Origin of the sequence: Acrocarpospora macrocephala, from assembly GCF_009687865.1 — a bacterium.
Lineage (GTDB): Bacteria > Actinomycetota > Actinomycetes > Streptosporangiales > Streptosporangiaceae > Acrocarpospora > Acrocarpospora macrocephala.
In genome coordinates, this window is the sequence record NZ_BLAE01000125.1 from 1 (window position 1) to 16,383 (window position 16,383).

General features: G+C 70.1%; 15 protein-coding genes. 6 read left to right on the plus strand and 9 right to left on the minus strand.

Going from position 1 to position 16,383, the window contains the following annotated elements:
* The first annotated feature begins 227 nt into the window (after positions 1-227).
* The 4 genes from cmk (at position 228) to Amac_RS52525 (ending at position 4,302) form a co-directional block, all read left to right on the plus strand.
* Positions 228-899, plus strand: coding sequence for a (d)CMP kinase (gene cmk, locus Amac_RS52510; protein ID WP_155361924.1), 672 nt, complete (start codon positions 228-230; stop codon positions 897-899).
* Positions 900-932: 33 nt separating this feature from the next.
* Positions 933-2,345 carry a ribosome biogenesis GTPase Der gene (der, locus tag Amac_RS52515; RefSeq protein WP_155361925.1) on the plus strand — a complete coding sequence of 471 codons (1,413 nt, stop codon included), beginning with the start codon at positions 933-935 and terminating at the stop codon, positions 2,343-2,345.
* 71 nt (positions 2,346-2,416) lie between these two features.
* Positions 2,417-3,664: a sensor histidine kinase gene (locus tag Amac_RS52520; RefSeq protein WP_155361926.1), complete on the plus strand. Its 1,248-nt coding sequence runs from the start codon at positions 2,417-2,419 to the stop codon at positions 3,662-3,664.
* Positions 3,655-4,302, plus strand: coding sequence for a response regulator (locus tag Amac_RS52525; RefSeq protein WP_155361927.1), 648 nt, complete (start codon positions 3,655-3,657; stop codon positions 4,300-4,302). The genes Amac_RS52520 and Amac_RS52525 overlap by 10 nt, the downstream gene beginning before the upstream one ends.
* Here the strand turns inward: Amac_RS52525 and Amac_RS52530 are convergent.
* From Amac_RS52530 to Amac_RS52555, 6 genes are all read right to left on the minus strand, one after another.
* Positions 4,299-6,161: a multicopper oxidase family protein gene (locus Amac_RS52530; protein WP_155361928.1), complete on the minus strand. Its 1,863-nt coding sequence runs from the start codon at positions 6,159-6,161 to the stop codon at positions 4,299-4,301. The two genes, Amac_RS52525 and Amac_RS52530, sit on opposite strands and share 4 nt — an antisense overlap.
* Positions 6,158-6,610 carry a DUF6220 domain-containing protein gene (locus Amac_RS52535; RefSeq protein ID WP_155361929.1) on the minus strand — a complete coding sequence of 151 codons (453 nt, stop codon included), beginning with the start codon at positions 6,608-6,610 and terminating at the stop codon, positions 6,158-6,160. The genes Amac_RS52530 and Amac_RS52535 overlap by 4 nt, the downstream gene beginning before the upstream one ends.
* Before the next feature lie 185 nt (positions 6,611-6,795).
* Entirely contained in the window at positions 6,796-8,298 is a 1,503-nt protein-coding gene (locus tag Amac_RS52540; RefSeq protein ID WP_246269253.1) for an MFS transporter, read from the minus strand.
* Positions 8,295-8,936 (minus strand): LppX_LprAFG lipoprotein, encoded by a 642-nt coding sequence (locus Amac_RS55760; RefSeq protein ID WP_246269254.1) that lies wholly within the window; start codon positions 8,934-8,936, stop codon positions 8,295-8,297. The genes Amac_RS52540 and Amac_RS55760 overlap by 4 nt, the downstream gene beginning before the upstream one ends.
* Before the next feature lie 40 nt (positions 8,937-8,976).
* Complete coding sequence (locus tag Amac_RS52550) at positions 8,977-9,432, minus strand: MarR family winged helix-turn-helix transcriptional regulator (RefSeq protein ID WP_155361931.1); 456 nt, start codon at positions 9,430-9,432, stop codon at positions 8,977-8,979.
* Between the two features lie 72 nt (positions 9,433-9,504).
* Complete coding sequence (locus Amac_RS52555) at positions 9,505-10,143, minus strand: 4'-phosphopantetheinyl transferase family protein (protein WP_155361932.1); 639 nt, start codon at positions 10,141-10,143, stop codon at positions 9,505-9,507.
* A 210-nt stretch (positions 10,144-10,353) separates the two neighbouring features.
* On the opposite strand from Amac_RS52555, the gene Amac_RS52560 reads away from it, so the two are divergent.
* Positions 10,354-10,782 (plus strand): CBS domain-containing protein, encoded by a 429-nt coding sequence (locus tag Amac_RS52560; protein WP_155361933.1) that lies wholly within the window; start codon positions 10,354-10,356, stop codon positions 10,780-10,782.
* Between the two features lie 63 nt (positions 10,783-10,845).
* On the opposite strand, the gene Amac_RS52565 is transcribed toward Amac_RS52560, so the two are convergent.
* Positions 10,846-14,172 (minus strand): S8 family serine peptidase, encoded by a 3,327-nt coding sequence (locus Amac_RS52565; RefSeq protein ID WP_281356426.1) that lies wholly within the window; start codon positions 14,170-14,172, stop codon positions 10,846-10,848.
* A gap of 238 nt (positions 14,173-14,410) precedes the next feature.
* Between Amac_RS52565 and Amac_RS52570 the strand changes: the two genes are divergently transcribed.
* Complete coding sequence (locus Amac_RS52570; RefSeq protein WP_155361934.1) at positions 14,411-14,665, plus strand: Smr/MutS family protein; 255 nt, start codon at positions 14,411-14,413, stop codon at positions 14,663-14,665.
* On the opposite strand, the gene Amac_RS58345 is transcribed toward Amac_RS52570, so the two are convergent.
* Both Amac_RS58345 and Amac_RS54345 read right to left on the minus strand, forming a co-directional pair.
* Positions 14,589-15,116, minus strand: coding sequence for an NUDIX domain-containing protein (locus Amac_RS58345; RefSeq protein ID WP_373869959.1), 528 nt, complete (start codon positions 15,114-15,116; stop codon positions 14,589-14,591). The genes Amac_RS52570 and Amac_RS58345 overlap by 77 nt on opposite strands.
* A gap of 819 nt (positions 15,117-15,935) precedes the next feature.
* Positions 15,936-16,383, minus strand: a 448-nt coding sequence (locus tag Amac_RS54345; protein WP_218041799.1) for a hypothetical protein, incomplete at its 5' end; no start/stop codon positions are given.

Consider the following 16,383-nt stretch of genomic DNA (forward strand, 5'->3'; position numbering starts at 1 on the left):
CAGCCCATTGTTTTCCCTCGGGCTCCGCCCGACCCCGCCAGCGCCGTGGCTTCCGATGGGCGTGGAATTCCCACCCACCCAGCCCTTTGTTTTCCCTCGGGCTCCGCCCGACCCCGCGAGCGCCGTGGTTTCGCATATGAAATGAGTGCCTGGGCGGAACGCTCGATGCGCGTCAGGGGCGGGACTGCCGGTACCTTGGGGGGCGGACAACTCAAGTAAGGGGAGCGATGGTGTCGGGTCTGATCGTCGCGATGGACGGGCCTTCCGGGTCGGGCAAGTCGAGCGCGTCGCGTGGGGTGGCCCGGGCGCTGGGGCTGCGCTACCTGGACACCGGGGCGATGTATCGCGCGCTCACCTGGTGGATGCTCCAGCTGGAGGTCGACCTAGGCGACCCGGCCGCGATCGCCGCCCGCGCCGGCGAGCCCATGCTGGAGATGAACACCGACCCGGACTTTCCCGGCGTCACGCTGGACGGAACCCGGGTGGACGGCCCGATCAGGTATCCGGAGGTGACCCGGGCGGTCTCCGCGGTGAGCGCGGTGCCCGAGGTCCGCCGCCGCCTGGTGGCCCTGCAGCGGGAGCTGATCGAGGCGGCCCTCAAGGAGGGCGGCATCGTGGTGGAGGGCCGCGACATCGGCACGGTGGTCGCCCCGCAGGCCCCGGTCAAGGTCTACCTGACCGCCAGCGAGGAGGCGCGCGCGACGCGCCGCAGCGCCGAGCTGGCCGGGACCACGGTGGCCGCGCAGCGGGTGGAGCTGGCCCGCCGCGACACCCTCGATTCGACCAGGAAGGCCGACCCGCTGGCGATGGCCGCGGACGCGGTCGAACTGGACACCACGGCGCTCACCCTCGATGAGGTCGTCGCCGAGGTGCTGAGACTTGTCAAGGAGCGCGCCTGAATTCCGGGCGCGCGTGAAAGGGAAAACGCGATCATGAGCGCGGGGGAGTACGAGGACGACGGCGGCTGGATCGAGGCCGAACTCGCCGATCTGGCGACCGACACGCCGGAAGAGCGGGCCGACGAAGGCCCGCTGCCGGTGGTGGCCGTGGTCGGGCGGCCGAACGTGGGCAAGTCCACGCTGGTCAACCGCATCATCGGCCGCCGGGAGGCGGTCGTCGAGGACGTGCCGGGCGTGACCAGGGACCGGGTGACGTACGAGGCGAACTGGCGCGGCCGCAGGTTCACCCTGGTGGACACCGGCGGCTGGGACCCGGACGCCACCGGGATGGCGCTGCGGATCGCCGAGCAGGCGCAGCTCGCGGCGGAGCTGGCCGACGTGATCCTGTTCGTGGTGGACGCCAGCGTCGGCATCACCGACTCCGACGAGGCGGTCGGCTCGGTGCTGCGCCGTTCCGGCAAGCCGGTCGTGCTGACCGCCAACAAGGTCGACAACCAGCTGCAGGAGCTGGAGGCCAACGAGCTGTGGTCGCTGGGCCTGGGTGAGCCGCACCCGGTGTCGGCCCTGCACGGGCGCTCCAGCGGCGACCTGCTCGACGTGGTGCTGGACGCGCTGCCGGAGACCCCGCCGGTGGTGTTCGGCGCCGCGCGCGGCCCGCGCCGGGTGGCGCTGCTGGGCAAGCCGAACGTGGGCAAGTCCTCGCTGCTGAACAAGGTGGCGGGCGAGGAGCGGGTGCTGGTCGACCCGATGGCGGGCACGACCAGGGATCCGGTGGACGAGCTGATCGAGCTCGGCGGCAAGCCGTGGCGGTTCATCGACACGGCCGGGATCCGGCGCCGGGACCGCGAGCTGAAGGGCGCCGACTTCTACGCGGCCATGCGGACCCGGGCGGCGCTGGAGCGGGCCGAGGTGGCGATCGTGCTCATCGACGCCTCCGAGGTGCTGACCGAGCAGGATCTGCGGATCATCTCGCTGGTGATCGAGTCGGGCCGGGCCATGGTGGTGGCCTTCAACAAGTGGGACCTGGTCGACGAGGACCGGCGCTACTACCTGGAGAAGGAGATCGAGCGGCAGCTGGTCCGCACGCCGTGGGCGCTGCGGGTGAACATCTCCGCCCTGACCGGCCGCCACGTGGAGAAGCTGGTTCCGGCGCTGGAGCTGGCCATCGACTCGTGGGGGACCCGGGTGTCCACCGGGCGGCTCAACCAGTTCCTCACCGAGCTGGTGCAGGCCACCCCGCCGCCGGTGCGCGGCGGCAAGCAGCCGAAGATCCTGTTCGCCACCCAGGCGTCCACCGAGCCGCCCAAGTTCGTGCTGTTCACCTCCGGGTTCCTGGAGGAGACCTACCGCAGGTTCATCGAGCGGCGGCTGCGCGAGGAGTTCGGGTTCGCCGGATCGCCGATCGAGGTCACCATGAAGATCCGGGAGAAGCGGAAGAAGAAGTAGGGTCTGCCCTACCCCCAGGAGGGCAGTGGACCGGCTCGAAGCCAAGGGGTGAGAATCCTAGTTTGAGAGCCATGAGAACACTCTTCCACCGCCTGCTGGGCGACACCCGTTACCTGATCGAGGGCTTCCTCTTCACCACGATCGCGTTCTGCGTGCTCATCACCGGAATCTCGGCCGGTGCCGGTCTGGTGGTGGTCTGGATCGGGGTTCCGATCATCGGGCTGACCCTGCTGACCGCCCGCGGCTTCGGCGACTTGGAGCGCGTCCGCCTGAAGTCCGTTTTAGGCCGGGACCTGGCCCGCCCGCGCTACCCGGAGAGCCCGCCCGGCGCGGGCTGGCTGCGCCGCGTGGTCAACCCGATGCTGGCCGGCCAGTCCTGGCTGGACCTGCTCCACGCCATGGTGGCCTTCCCCGTCTCCGTGGTCACCTTCACGGTCGCGGTCACCTGGTGGGCCGTCGCGGTCGCCGGCCTCGCCTACCCCCTGTACGGCTGGGTGACCAGCAACATCCCCGGCAACGTGGAACTCCCCGAGCTCCTCGGCCTCGGCGAGGGCTACGCCGTCAACGCGCCCTTCTACTTCTTCCTGGGCCTGCTCGGCCTGGCGACCCTGTTCCCGATCGTACGGACCTGCGCGCTGCTCCAGGCCGGTCTGGGGCGGGCCCTGCTGACCGGGGTGGCCGAGCTGCACGAGCGGATCGACGACCTGACCGAGGGCAGGAACGCGGCCGCGCACGCCGAGGCGAACGCGCTGCGGCGGCTGGAGCGGGACATCCACGACGGGCCGCAGCAGCGGCTGGTGCACCTGGCGATGGAGCTGTCGCGGGCCCAGCGCCTGATGGAGCGGGACGCGGCGGCGGCCAGCGCCACCATCGGGCAGGCGATCACCGCCACCCGGGAGACGCTGGACGAGCTGCGCGCCCTGTCCCGGGGCATCGCCCCGCCGATCCTGGCCGACCGGGGGCTCTCGCCCGCGCTGGCCGCGCTGGCCGGGCGCTGCACCGTCCCGGTGGAGCTGGACGTGCGCACCGCGGAACGCTTTCCCGCGCTGGTCGAGAACACCGTCTACTTCGTCACCGCCGAGGCGCTCACCAACGTGGCCAAGCACAGCCGGGCGACCCTGTGCACGATCACGCTGACCCGGGTGGGCGACACGCTGCTGCTCACGATCGGCGATGATGGGGTCGGCGGCGCTCATGTCGCCAAGGGGCACGGCCTGTCCGGCCTGGCCGACCGGCTGCGCGCGGTGGAGGGCGAGCTGGCCGTCCAGTCGCCCGCCGGCGGGCCGACGATGATCGTGGCGGAGGTTCCGTGCGGGTAGTGGTGGCCGACGACGCGGTGCTCATCAGGGAGGGCCTGGTGCGCCTGCTCGAGGAGTTCGGCTGTGAGGTGCTCGCGGCGGTCGGCACCGGCACCGAGCTGGTCGCCGCGGTGGACGAGCTGCGGCCCGACGTGTCCGTGGTGGACGTGCGGATGCCGCCCACCTTCACCGACGAGGGGCTGCGGGCGGCGGTGGCGGCCCGGCAGAAGGTGCCGGGCGCGCCGATCCTGATCCTCTCCCAGTATGTCGAGGTCTCCTACGCTGACGACCTGCTGGCCGACGCCAGGGGCGGGGTCGGCTACCTGCTCAAGGACCGCGTGGTGGACGTCGAGGAGTTCCTGACCGGGCTGCGCCGGGTGGCGGGCGGCGGCACGGTCTTCGACCCCCAGGTGGTCGCCCAGCTGATGGTCCGCCGCCGCCGCGACGACCCGCTCGGCTCGCTCACCCCGCGCGAGCGCGAGGTGCTGGCGCTGATGGCGGAGGGCAGGTCGAACCCGGCGATCAGCCGCCAGCTGGTCGTCACCGAGGGCGCGGTGGAGAAGCACATCCGCGGCATCTTCGTGAAGCTCAACCTGTACGCGGACGACACCGACCAGCACCGCCGGGTGCTGGCCGTGCTCGCGTTCCTGCGTTCCTAGGCCGGGTGGTTGCCGGCGTTCCCGCCCAGGCCGAACGGGCTGGTGACGCCCTCGTAGGCGAGATGGAACTCCATCCCTTGGACGGCGTGCGCCAGATCATGGCAGTGCGACATCCAGACGCCCGGATTGTCGGCGGTCAGCGCCACCTCCCACACCTCGCCGGGCTGGACGTCGAAGGTGTCCATCCAGATCCCGTTGGCGGGCACGCCGTTCCTGGACAGCACCTGCACGTGGTGGCCGTGCGGATGCATCGGATGGGTGTCGGAGCTCCGGTTGACGACCCGGATCAGGATCTTCTGGCCTTGCTTCACCAGGGGGGTCGGGATGTTGGGGAAGCCCTTGCCGTTGACGGTGTAGGCCAGCGCGGGCCTGCCGTCGACCATCGCCAGGGTGCGGTCGAGCACCCAGGTGATCTCCTGGTCGAATTCGGTGGGAACCGGCGTCCCCGCGCCGTACGCGGTGATGTCGACCAGGGGTCCTGACGCGGGCTTGGGCGGGGCCTCCCCGTTGATGAGCAGGCCGGGGTGGCCTTCGACGTCGAGGTAGACCGGGCCGGTGGGCATGGTGAACGTGAGGTCGTAGCGGCCGCCCGCGGCCAGCCGCAGCCGGTTCCCGTTCAGGTCGGTCGCGCCGGGCACGTCCGTTCCGTCCACGGCCGCCAGCCGGTACGGAACCCCGGTGAGACCCAGTTCGACCGGGAGGCTGTTGGTGTCGACCACGCGGAGCCGTACCGGACTGCCAGGCGGGATGGCTGTCTTCACCAGCATGTCGGAGGGCGGCTGGTCGTCCAGGGACATCGTCAGGCCGCCGTAGGTGTGCAGGGCGAGGGTGTGGTCGCCGGGGGCGGGGTCCACGATGAGCAGGCCGTACAGGCCTTTGGCGACGGCGAGGCTGGAGTTCTGGTGGCTGTGGTACCAGTACGTGCCGGGGTCGGCAGCCTGGAAGCGGTAGACGTGCGAGCCGCCGGGCAGGACCGCGTCCTGGGTGACGCCGGGCACGCCGTCCTCGCCGCTGGGCACGTCGTAGCCGTGCCAGTGGATGGTGACCGCCTGGCCGGGCAGCTCGTTGCGGAGCGTCAGCTCCACGTGTTCGCCCTGTTTGACCCGCAGCGTCGGCCCGGGCGACTGGCCGTTGAAGGTCCAGGCCTCGAAGGTACGGCCCGAGGGCAGCTTGAGCGTGGCGGGTTTGGCGATCAGGGTGAACTTCCGGGCGCTGGGTGTGGGCGCGCCGACGAGAGAGGCGACCGAGACGCCGGTGGCGCTCGCGCCGTGGCCCGCGTGGAACGCGCTCCCCGACCAGCTGCCGGAGATCGCCCAGGACGCCGCGAGCAGCACCACCGCCGTGCCCGCCACCCGCCAGCGGTCGCCCGTACGCCCCGAGAGGACACGCCAGGCCAGCGCCGACGCACCTCCGGCGGCGAGCAGCACCACGATCGCCGCGGACACGGTGACCGGGTAGGAGATCACGAGGTCGCACGCGACCCCGGCGACCGCGCCGATGGCGGCGATCACCACGGGCATTGTCCTGGCCGGTTCGAGCGGGCTCCCGTGCCGCCAGAACCGGATCAGGGCGGGCAGCGTGACCGCCGCCGTCGCCAGGCCGGGCACGACCACCAGCGGCATCGCCAGGGTGATCTTCTCGGCGGCGAACCACCAGCCCGCCGCGGCGAGCCCCGCCGTGGTCAGCCCGCGCAGGGCGGTCATGACGATCGCCCCGGCGATCAGCGCCGCGGCGATCGCGGCCAGGTTCCTGGCGGAGCCGCGCAGGGCGGCGACGGCGACTCCCGCCGACGCCGCCCACAACCCGGCGACCAGGATGAGCAGGATCTGATCGAGGCCGATCAGCTGGCCGGTGCTCACGCGCGCACGGCCACCGGCTCCGCCACCTGGGTCTTGACCAGGGCGCGGGCCTTGCGGACCACGGTCACGGCCACGAACAGGATCGCGACCCCGTCCAGGGCGTGGAAGCCGAGCACGAACAGGCTGGCGGTGGTGGTCTTGTCCTCGCTCGCCCCCAGCAGGCCGGCGATCTCGAAGATCACGAACAGCTGCACGGCGACCAGCGCGAACGGCGTGATCGACAGCCAGATCAGCTGGCGGCCGACCTTGGCGATGGCCGCGATGACGGTCAGCACGATCGAGAGCAACGGAATGATCATGGTGCCGTTGATGATGTGCGGCAGGATCGCGGCGTTCTCGGAGCCGGGGGCCGGCGCGGGACGCTCGAACGCGCCGAAGGTGGCGAGGTAGAACTGGGCCAGCACCGCCACCAGTGTCAGCACCGAGAACCAGAAAAAGACCTTGCGCATGGAGGGCTCCTGAACGACGTATCGACGGCCCCGGCTACAGGCGGGGCGCTACCGGCCTAGCGTGTGCCACCCGGCGTCCCGACTGCACGGGACGCCTGTCCCGCTCTGACCGGGAAATATCCGGTCGGATACGGACGCACATGTCGATCGTGTCCGGAGGGCGGGGAACCCGCCTGAGCACCCCCCTACTCAGATTTGCCCGGCATCGCCAGCGCGGCCAGCGCGCCGATCGCGCACAGCACGGCGGTGATGAGGAAGATCTCCGAGTACTCGGTGTGCAGGGCCGCCTTCACCGCGGCCTCGTAGTCGGCCAGCCGCCGGGTGAACTCCTCCGCGGCGACGCCGAACGGCAGCGGCGTGTCCAGCTCCGCGGTGAGCGACTGGAAGCGGTGGAAGCCCCAGGCGGACACGGCGGCCACACCGAGCAGCATGCCCATCATCCGGGCCACCACCACCGCCGCGGAGGCGATCCCGTGCCGCTGCGCGGGAACCGCCCGCAGCACCGCCGAGGAGACCGGCGCGATCACCAGCCCCAGCCCGAGCCCGGCCACGACCAGATCCACATCGACGCGGGTCAGATGATCCCCCAGCTCGACCGGCCACTGCCAGATCCTGATATATCCGGCGACGGCGATGGCCAGCCCGGCCACCGACACCAGCCGCTCCCCGAACCGCCGCGCCAGCCACCCCCCGGCCAGCGCCGCCACCGCCAGCGCCACCAGGAACCGGGTCAGCACCAGCGCGCCGCCCACCGGATCCACACCCAGCAGCGTCTGCGCCACCAGCTGCACGTCCACCAGCGTCACCAGCAGCGCGGCCCCCGCCAGGAAACTCACCCCGAGCGTGGCCAGCAACGGCCGCTTCGGCACCCCCGACAGGTCCAGCAGCCGCACCGGCGACCTGATCTCCCACACCACGAACACGACCAGCGCCACCGCGCCCGCCAGCACGCACGGCAGCCCCCACGACGGGAGCACAGTTTTCTCCGGCGTCGGGTTGTACAGCCCCGCCACCAGCAGCCCCAGCGCCACGGCCAGCAGCGACCCGCCGACCACGTCGATCCGCACCCGCTGGTACGGCTCCCGCCCGTTATCTCTCGTCCCCGGCACCCAGCGCTGCACCGCGATCGCCGCCGCCAGCGCCAGCGGCAGATTGACCCAGAAGATCGTCCGCCAGCCGAACAGGGGCAGCGCGGCGAGGGCGGCGCCGTACAGCGGGCCGAGCACGCTGCCGAGCTCCTGCGCCGCCCCGACCACGCCGAGCGCGACCGGCCGGGTCCTGGCGTCCCACAGGTCGCCGATCAGCGCCATCGTGATCGGCAGCAGCGCCCCGCCCGCGATGCCCTGCAGCGTGCGCCCGGCCACCAGCAGCGGCATCGAGTCCGCCAGTGCCGTGATCAGGGAGCCGGCCGCGAAGCCCGCCAGGCAGGCGTGGATGAGGGGGCGCCTGCCGTACCGGTCGGAGAGCTGGCCGAGTAACGGCATCGCGGCCACGTAGCCGAGCAGGAACCCGGTCACGATCGGCGTCGCCCGCTCCAGCCGGTTCACCGGCACGTCCACGTCCGCCGCGATGTCGATCAGGACCGTCACCACCACGTACGCGTCCAGCGCCGCCAGCAGCACGGCCGCGCCGCCGACCCCCAGGGCGACCCCGCGGCCGCGCAGCGCGCTCTGGACCGGCCCGGTCACGACAGCGGGGGAGCGGTGACGGTGACCGGCGCGTCGTAGTCGGCCAGCGTGACGGTGATCGTGCCGCCGGTGACCGGCAGGTCGATCCTGGTCAGGCGGCTGGAGGCCTTGTCGATCAGCAGCGTGCCCTGCGCGGTCTGGTCGATGCCGGGCACCACCTTCTTCAACGCCTCCGGCGGCAACGTCACCCCCACCTTGTACGCGTTGCCCTCCTCGCCCTGCACCGTGACCTCCTGGGCGGCGGTCAGCAGCTCCGGCACGCCCGCGATCACCATGCCCGGATCGTAGAAGGCGGCCAGCTGCGCCCGGGTCATCGATTTCTGGTAGCCCCCGGTCGGGCCCTTCAGGTAGACGTCCTCGCCGACCAGCACGAACTCCAGCTCCTGCAGCGTGCCGATCAGCTCGATCTGGATCGTCCCCTTCGCGTCCCCGGCCCGGGTCAGGCTGCCCTCGGCCCGCTTCACCTGAATGGCGGGCTTGCCCTCCGTGGTCAGCGTGAACGCGACCGTCTTGACGGCGGCCATCGCGGCGCCCGATTTCACCAGCAGCTCGGGCCCCGACGGCAGATCGGAGGAACTGCACGCCGCCCCGAGCAGCAGGCTCGCGCCGGAGAGGATCGTCCAGAGGATTCTTCGCACAGCCGGATAGTAGCCACTCCCGGGCCATCCGGGGCGCGGGCTATTTGCCCTGGAGCTTGGCGATGACGGGGGTGTAGATCTCGTCCAGCTCCGCCACCTGCGCCGGGGTGAGCAGGTCGATGAAATGGCGGCGCACTCCCGCCACATGATCCGGCGCTACCCGCTGGATGGTGTCCCAGCCCTCGCCGGTCAGCACCGCGAACGTGCCCCGCCGGTCGTCCTCGCAGTTCTCCCTGGTCACCAGGCCCGCCGCCTCCATCCGGGAGATCTGGTGGGACAGCCGGCTGCGGGACTGGATCGTCGCGTCGGCCAGATCGCTCATCCGCATCCGCCGGTCGGGGCTCTCCGAGAGGTTGACCAGGATCTCGTAGTCGTTGAACGACAGCCCGTGCTCCTGCAGCTCGCGGTCGAGCCGGTGGGTGAGGAGCCGGTGCGCCGCCAGGTGGGCACGCCAGGCCGACTGCTCAGCTGGGCTCAGCCAGCGGGGATCTGCCATTCCTCCAGCATAAAGATCGTGTACGCCTGCCGCGTACCCCGGACCCGATCCGGAGGATCGCCCAATATCACTTCATCCGCCCATCAGGCGGAGCTCGCCCGGCTCGTTGAAGATCGCGGTGGCCATCACCGTGCCCGCCGTCCACTCCAGCAGGTGGCGGCCGTCCCACTGGTGGCTCCTGCCCTCGAAGGGCAGCTTGGACAGGTCCACCTCGCGGAGCCGGTCCAGGGCGAGCTCGCCCCGCTTGACCAGGGCCTCCTTGCGGACCCACTGGCGGATCAGCTTGCGGTTGTCGAGGCCGACCAGGTCGGCTTCCGCGGGCGTGAGGGCGAGCGCGATCAGGTTCTCGTCGGCCCGGCCCGCGGTGGCGTGCTCGGCGTCCACGCCCACCTTCCCCAGGCCCGCGGCGGCCGAGACGTAGCCAGCGGTGTGGGCGAGGCTGACCGACAGTTCGGGGGCCTCGGCGATGGACGGGCGGCCGTGGGCCCGGCCGCAGCGTTCGCAGGACTGCACCAGGGTGAGCACGCAGGCGCGCACGCCGAGGAGTTCGGCCGCGCAGTGCCGGACCAGAAGGTGGGCGGCGACGAAGTCGAGGCGGTCCTGCTTGCGGGTGAAACGTCCGGCCCGGTCCTGTTCCGCTTCGGTGAGCGTCCCGCCGACGGCGTCGAGGACTTCGTCGGTGTAACCGGCGACGGCCAGAGGGGCGCGCATCACCCCAGCCTAAAGAAGACGTGTGTCGATCAAGTGAACTACAGGGGGTAGCGGGGATTCACGCTGCCGAAAGTGGGCAGCCAGGAGCCTTGACGCAGGGTCATTGAGGATTGTCCCCTGTGTGGACAGGATTTGCCTTTTCGGACGCTTAGCCGGGATCCGAAAAGGGGATCCCCACCTGTACCCCCGGCAGGAAGGGTGTGGTGTCGGTTGCTGATCGGTACGATCTTGCAGGGTAAGGGAGCCGGTGTCGTTACCGTGGCTCCGCAAGCCACGGTCGCGGAGTTGCTCGGCGTGCTCGCGGAGCAGAACATCGGCGCGGTGGTGGTGTCAGAGGACGGAGCCACCATCGCCGGAATCGTCTCAGAGCGTGATGTCGTGCGGCATCTCCACCAGCGTGGCTCGGATGTCCTGGGCGGCCCGGTCTCTTCCATCATGACCTCCGAGGTGCGCACCTGCGCCCCGGACGCCAACGTGGAGGACCTCCGCCAGACCATGACCAACCATCGGATCAGGCACGTCCCCGTCGTACGGGACGGACGGCTCGTCGGCATCGTCAGCATCGGCGACGTCGTGAAGAGCGCCATCGAGGAACTGGAATCCGAACGGGAGCACCTGGTCGGCTACCTGCGCGGCTGAAACCACGTTCGTTAGCACGGGACGGGCCCGGCGGATAGCCGCCGGGCCCGTCTTCATGCCGTGCTACTGGACTGTGATGTTGTCCACCTCCACGGTGATGCCCTTCACCTGATCGGTGGAGGTCGAGGTGGTGACCGTGCCGGTGCCGCCGGCCACGCCCTTGACCTTCAGCGTGTACGTCAGCGACTCACCGGGAGCACCAGGCGTGCTGGTGATCCGGTAGTCCGACGTGACCCCGGTGCCGGCCGGAATCTGGCTTCCGGCGCTGCCATCGGTGTTCTCGGCGCCCACGGTCAGCCCGTACGCGTCACCCGGGTAGGGCAGCGCGCCCGGGTAGGCGTAGGTGATGTCCTCGACGCCGTTGACGCCGATCCACTGCTGGAAGACCCGCTGGGTGCTCGTGCCGAACAGGTTGAGCCGCCATTCCAGGACGATCCAGTCGTCGACGCCGTCCGTGAGCACGGTGGCGTAGATGCCGGGCGCGCCCGTGCCGTCGAGGTCCGTCCAGAACGGCGCCAGCACGCCGTTCGGCCGGGCCGCGTTCGGCAGCGTCTGCGGCGTGAACTGGATGTCCGCCGAGCCGTTGGTGCCGCCCGCCACCGCGTACCCGTTGGAGGTGATGCCGATCCGGTTGAACGTCTGCCCGGCGAATTGGAACGGCGGGACGTTGAAGTTCAGCGCCTGCTCGTCCCCGACCGGTGTCGGTGCGGTGAACAGATCCAGCGGGATGTAGCCGAACAGCTCGCCGGGGGCGATGACCGGCCGGTCGGGCTGCCGGCCGTTGAGCGTCACCTGGGTGGTGGCGGTCTGGGTGTCCACCTGGGTGGCCCCGGTCACGCTGTTGAGGCGGAGCTTGGAGTTCAGCGTGCTCTGCGCGGTGACCTCGGTGTCCTCCAGCGTGTCGTTCTTGACGGTGACCGTACAGGTGGACTCGCCGGCGTTGCGGACGATGGTGGACGGCGCGCAGTCCTGCTCGATCGGGATCGCGCCCTCCTTGCGGAAGAACGCCACCGGCAGGCGGTGATCCTTGTTCCCGTCCTCCTGCCGGAGGTCGATCTCCCCGAAGTACTGCCCGTCCGGCAGGTCCGGCGCGCTGATCGTGATGGTCAGCTCGAGGCTCCCGCCCGCCGGCACGTCGAACTCCGCCGGTGAGACCGTGATGGACGCGCCGCTGGTGGTCTTGCCGCGCGCGGTGTAGGAGACGGTCTCGTCGGTGACGTTCTTGACGGTGCGCTTGGCGGTGATCACGCCCGGCATGGTGGGCGCGTTGATCGACGGCAGGTTGAGGTCGATCCGGTTGAGCGGGTCGTCCGCCGAGGCCGCGAAGTTGGCCGCGGTCTCGTCGAGGGTGAGGACCGCGTCGTAGGCCTCGCCCAGGTCGATCCGGCCGCCGCCGGTGTCGAACGGGTCGGCCGGGGTGACCCGGTCCTCCTTGGTGACGTTGCTCCGCGCCGTGGTCTCCAGCGCCGACTTGACCTGCCCCGGCGTCCAGTCCGGGTGCAGCGAGCGCAGCAGCGCCGCCGCGCCCGCCACGTGCGGCGAGGACATCGAGGTGCCGGCGATGACCATGAACAGGTTGCCGGGCGGGCCCTCCAGCGGCGACTCCGGCGTCGGCGTGGTCCCGGCCAGGATGTGCAGGCCGGGCGCGGTCACGTCCGGCTTGAGGAAGTCCCCGCCAGGCCCGCGCGAGGAGAACGTGGTGATCGAGTCACGCTGCCAGTTGGCCTTCGTGCCCTGGGTGAACGTGGCCGTCGCGCCGGGCGTGGCGGCCAGGTGCGCCAGCAGCACGTCGGTGGCCGGCTTGTCGATGTGCACGGCCGGCAGCCAGTGGTTGTCGGTCATGATGTCCAGCGGCGTGCTGTTGTAGAGGATCATGCCGGCCGCGCCGCCCTGCCTGACGGCGAAGCCCTTCAGCACCCGGTTGGGCCCGCGCTCACACGCCACGATCTTCCCGGTGAACAGCCCGGGCGGCGCCGGGTTGAGGCACAGCGGGTCGTTGTACGGCGGCGCCGACGCCAGCACCACCGGCTTGGCCGTGTCGATGCCGGCCGTGATCGAGGCGCCCTTGATCGTCGGCCCGCCGGTGAAGGTGATGGTCGACTCGAACGTGCGCTTCTGGGTGGAGGCGGCCACCGTGGTCACCCACGGCCCGCGATGGTCGGTCGTGCCCGCGCCCGGGCCGGAGTTGCCGGCCGAGGCCGCCACGAAGATGCCGGCCGCGTAGGCGTCCAGGAACGCCAGCTCGACCGCGTCGCTGTACGGGTTCGCGCCGCCGGAGATGGAGAAGTTGATCACCTTGACGCCGTCCAGGATCGCCTGCGCGATCGCCGCGACCGAGTCGGTGGAGAAGCAGCCCTCCGCGCCGCACACCTTGTAGACGGCCACGTGCGAGGCGGGCGAGATGCCGTGGATCTTCCCGCGCGAGATGCCGAGCGGGTTGGCGTCCGCCACCGGGCCGCCCGCCGACGTGGTGGCGGTGTGGGTGCCGTGCCCGTTGGAGTCACGCGCGCTGGTCGGGTAGACGTCGCCGCCGACGACCGCGTTGTAGGTGGCGAGGAACGGCTGCCCCGAGATCAGCTTCCGGTTGCAGACGAACACGTCCGTGGCCGGGGTCAGCGGGTTGTCGCCGAAGTTACAGGTACGCGGCGTCCCGTCGGCTTTCGCCGGGGGAGCCGGGATCTCGGCGGTCTCCGCGAAGGACGGGTGCTCCGGCCACGCCCCCGAGTCCAGGATGCCGACGATGACACCCTTGCCGGAGGACGGCGCGCCGCCGAGCTCGTTGTAGACGGGGGTGGCGCCGATGGCGTCCGGGCTGGAGTCCGTCAGCGGCTTCTCCAGCGTGTCCGCCTGCACGGCCGCCACGCCTGGCAGCTTCAGCAGGTCCTTCGCCTCGTTGGCGGGCAGGGTGAGCGCGACGCCGCCGTACACGGTGCGCAGCTTCTGGCCGACCTTCGCGCCCGCGACCTCCCCGGGCAGGGCGGCCAGGAACTCGTTCTCCACGCCCTCGATGTGCTTGACGTACTTCTTGGCGTCCGCGCTGTCCGGGTCCAGCTCCTCCCCGGTCACCGCCGGGCTGGTGCCGGGCAGCCCGCTCAGCCCGCCCTTGTAGGCGGCCAGCGAGTCGTAGTCCAGCTTCACGACAACGTTCACGGGCTCCGAGGAGCTCGACTTCAGCAGGTTCTCATCACTCTTCGCCAGCTGCCCGGTGGCCGACTTGGCGCCGTACACGAGTTCGGGCGTGCCCAGCGGCTTGGCGCTGAACGAAGGTTTGGGCGAGGGAGTGGGATCCGCGGCCGCGGATCCGGTGGGGACCATCGCCGCGACCAGGCTGAGCACGGCCGCTGCGCCGGTCAGGCGTAAGTGTCTCGACGAACGTGGCTTCCTTGACACGAAACCTCCATGTGGGCTGCGGGACTCGTCATCGCACAGCAAGAGGCGTCGTGCCACCCCCCACCCGTTTCAGGGCGCGCGGAAGGGACCCCAACCCTCCCCGGTGGTTGACGACGGCTTGACCCCCGATCACCGGTTGGCCAGACCTGACACGGAGTTTAACTAGCCCCGATTTCCCAGGCTAGATGCGTGTTTGACACGTTCGGTGTCAATTTTAGGCGCAAGTTACACTCGCTCCATGAAGCTGAAGCTGGACCTCCACGACATCTTCAATAAGGGCGACCAGATCGACCGCGCCCTGAACGGCATCATCCAGGAGGCCATCGCCAAGAAGGCCACCGAGGTGGAGATCATCCCCGGCAAGGGCTCCGGCCAGCTCAAGAAGAAAGTTCTCCGATTCCTCGATCAGAAACACATCAAAGCCCTGTATCACCGCATCGACAAGGACGCCAAGAACCACGGCCGCCTGTTCGTCTACTTTCGGCACAAGTAAGGCGCTCTCCTTCTTCGCTCTCTTCCGTCCGCAGTCGCCGACCGGTCGGCGACTCGGCCGCTTGGTCCACGCTCCCGGACCGGGCCCGCTCCCGAAGCCCCACCCGACGTACGGCGGCTGCGGGCACCGACTCTCCGAGGTCCATCCCGCCCCCGGGCAGAGCCCACAAGCCGTTGTCGACCCGGCGCTGAAGGAGAATCCGCCCCTGCTCGTCTGTGATGACGGTGGAGACACCAACGACGAGGGCGTTGGGTGTGGGCGCTTCAGGATCGTCGTAGTACTCCGTGCGTGCCACGCGTGTCACTCCATCTTCGCTGGGTGGGACTTGCTCCCATACGGCCTGGAAGCTCTGAGCGTAGGCATCGAAGAGACCGCCTTCTCCGGTCCTGCGGAGGTGGTAGACGGGGGTGCCATAAGCGTTCATCCCGAACACGTGGGCGTTCACGATCATCTGCTCGTCGCCGATTGAACAGCGAGTTGTAGAGCGCCGTCGCGTGAAGGTTCACCTCGACCCCGCAAGACGCGACCAGGGGCAGGTAATGCAGCAGGGGCAACGCGACACCGAGACTCGATCCCGTGTCCGAACCGCTGGAAACACACCTTCGGATACCAACCGATGACCGCGTTCATCGACCATGGCCCAGGAGGGACCGGCGAGGCCGCCGCCCTAATGCTGCCAGCGGGCAACGCGGGCTCCAACACCGCCGAAGACCACATCACCGCCGTCGATTAAGAGGGCGCTCGCGCGTACGCCTGGGCGAGGGATTGCTGGGGTCTGTCGGTTCCGCTGGAGAGTCGGACTTCGAGATGGTCGTGGCCGTGCGCTGGGCGGTGAGGAGTGGTGCGACGGCGTCGATGGCGGCGCGGCCGTACTCGCCGGGGGCGGGGGTTCGGTGACGCTGAGTCCGAGAGTTGGCAGGCTGGAAAAGGCGAGGAGCGCGCTGGCGGGTTTGAGTCCAGTCGGACTCGGGTTGCGGAGGAGATGTGCTGGATACCGAGGAGCTGGTGCGATTCACGCCGAAGACGCCAGCCTCGCGAGTAGGCGCCATACGTTCCCGAAACTGAAGGGCGAAGGTCAGTCTCGCGATGAGCGCCGTGACGGTGGTGACGGTGGGGCGATGAACTTCTCCACGATGGGGGACACGGTGGAGTCCTGGTTTGGATGATCGCCCTGGCGGGCGCGCGGAGCCATTGGCATGGCCGTTCATCGGGGAATGTGCGGCCACAGGGCGTACGGCGGCTAGACCCGTTTTCCGCGCATCGGTGATCTTCAGCGAAGTTGCCGAGGGTCGGTATCGAGGAGGTCGAGCAAGCGGAGTTGAAGGACCGTCGGTTGCGGGATGATCGGCGGGTCCTGGCCGTTTCCAGGGATGATCTTCATGGTGGCCAGCGCGTCGAGGATGAGCCTGCCGGTGGGGATGGCCGGTCGTCCGGCATACAAACCCTCGACTCTGATCTGGCCTTGTTCGGCCAGCGCGTGTCTGACCTGGCGTTCGATGAGGGAGAAGATGAGCAGGGCCAGGCAGATGACGGTGACCAGGGCGGCGATGCGCCGGTTGTTCTTCAGGTAGAGGGCTGCGACGGCCAGGGGGCCTTTGAAGGCGGAGTAGCGGCGTTCGACCGCTTCCTGTCCTTTGTAGAGGGTCAGGACGGTGGCGGTGTCGGCCTGATCGGGGGGCAGGTTGGTGAGCAGGGCGTACCAGCCGTCGGTGGCGGCG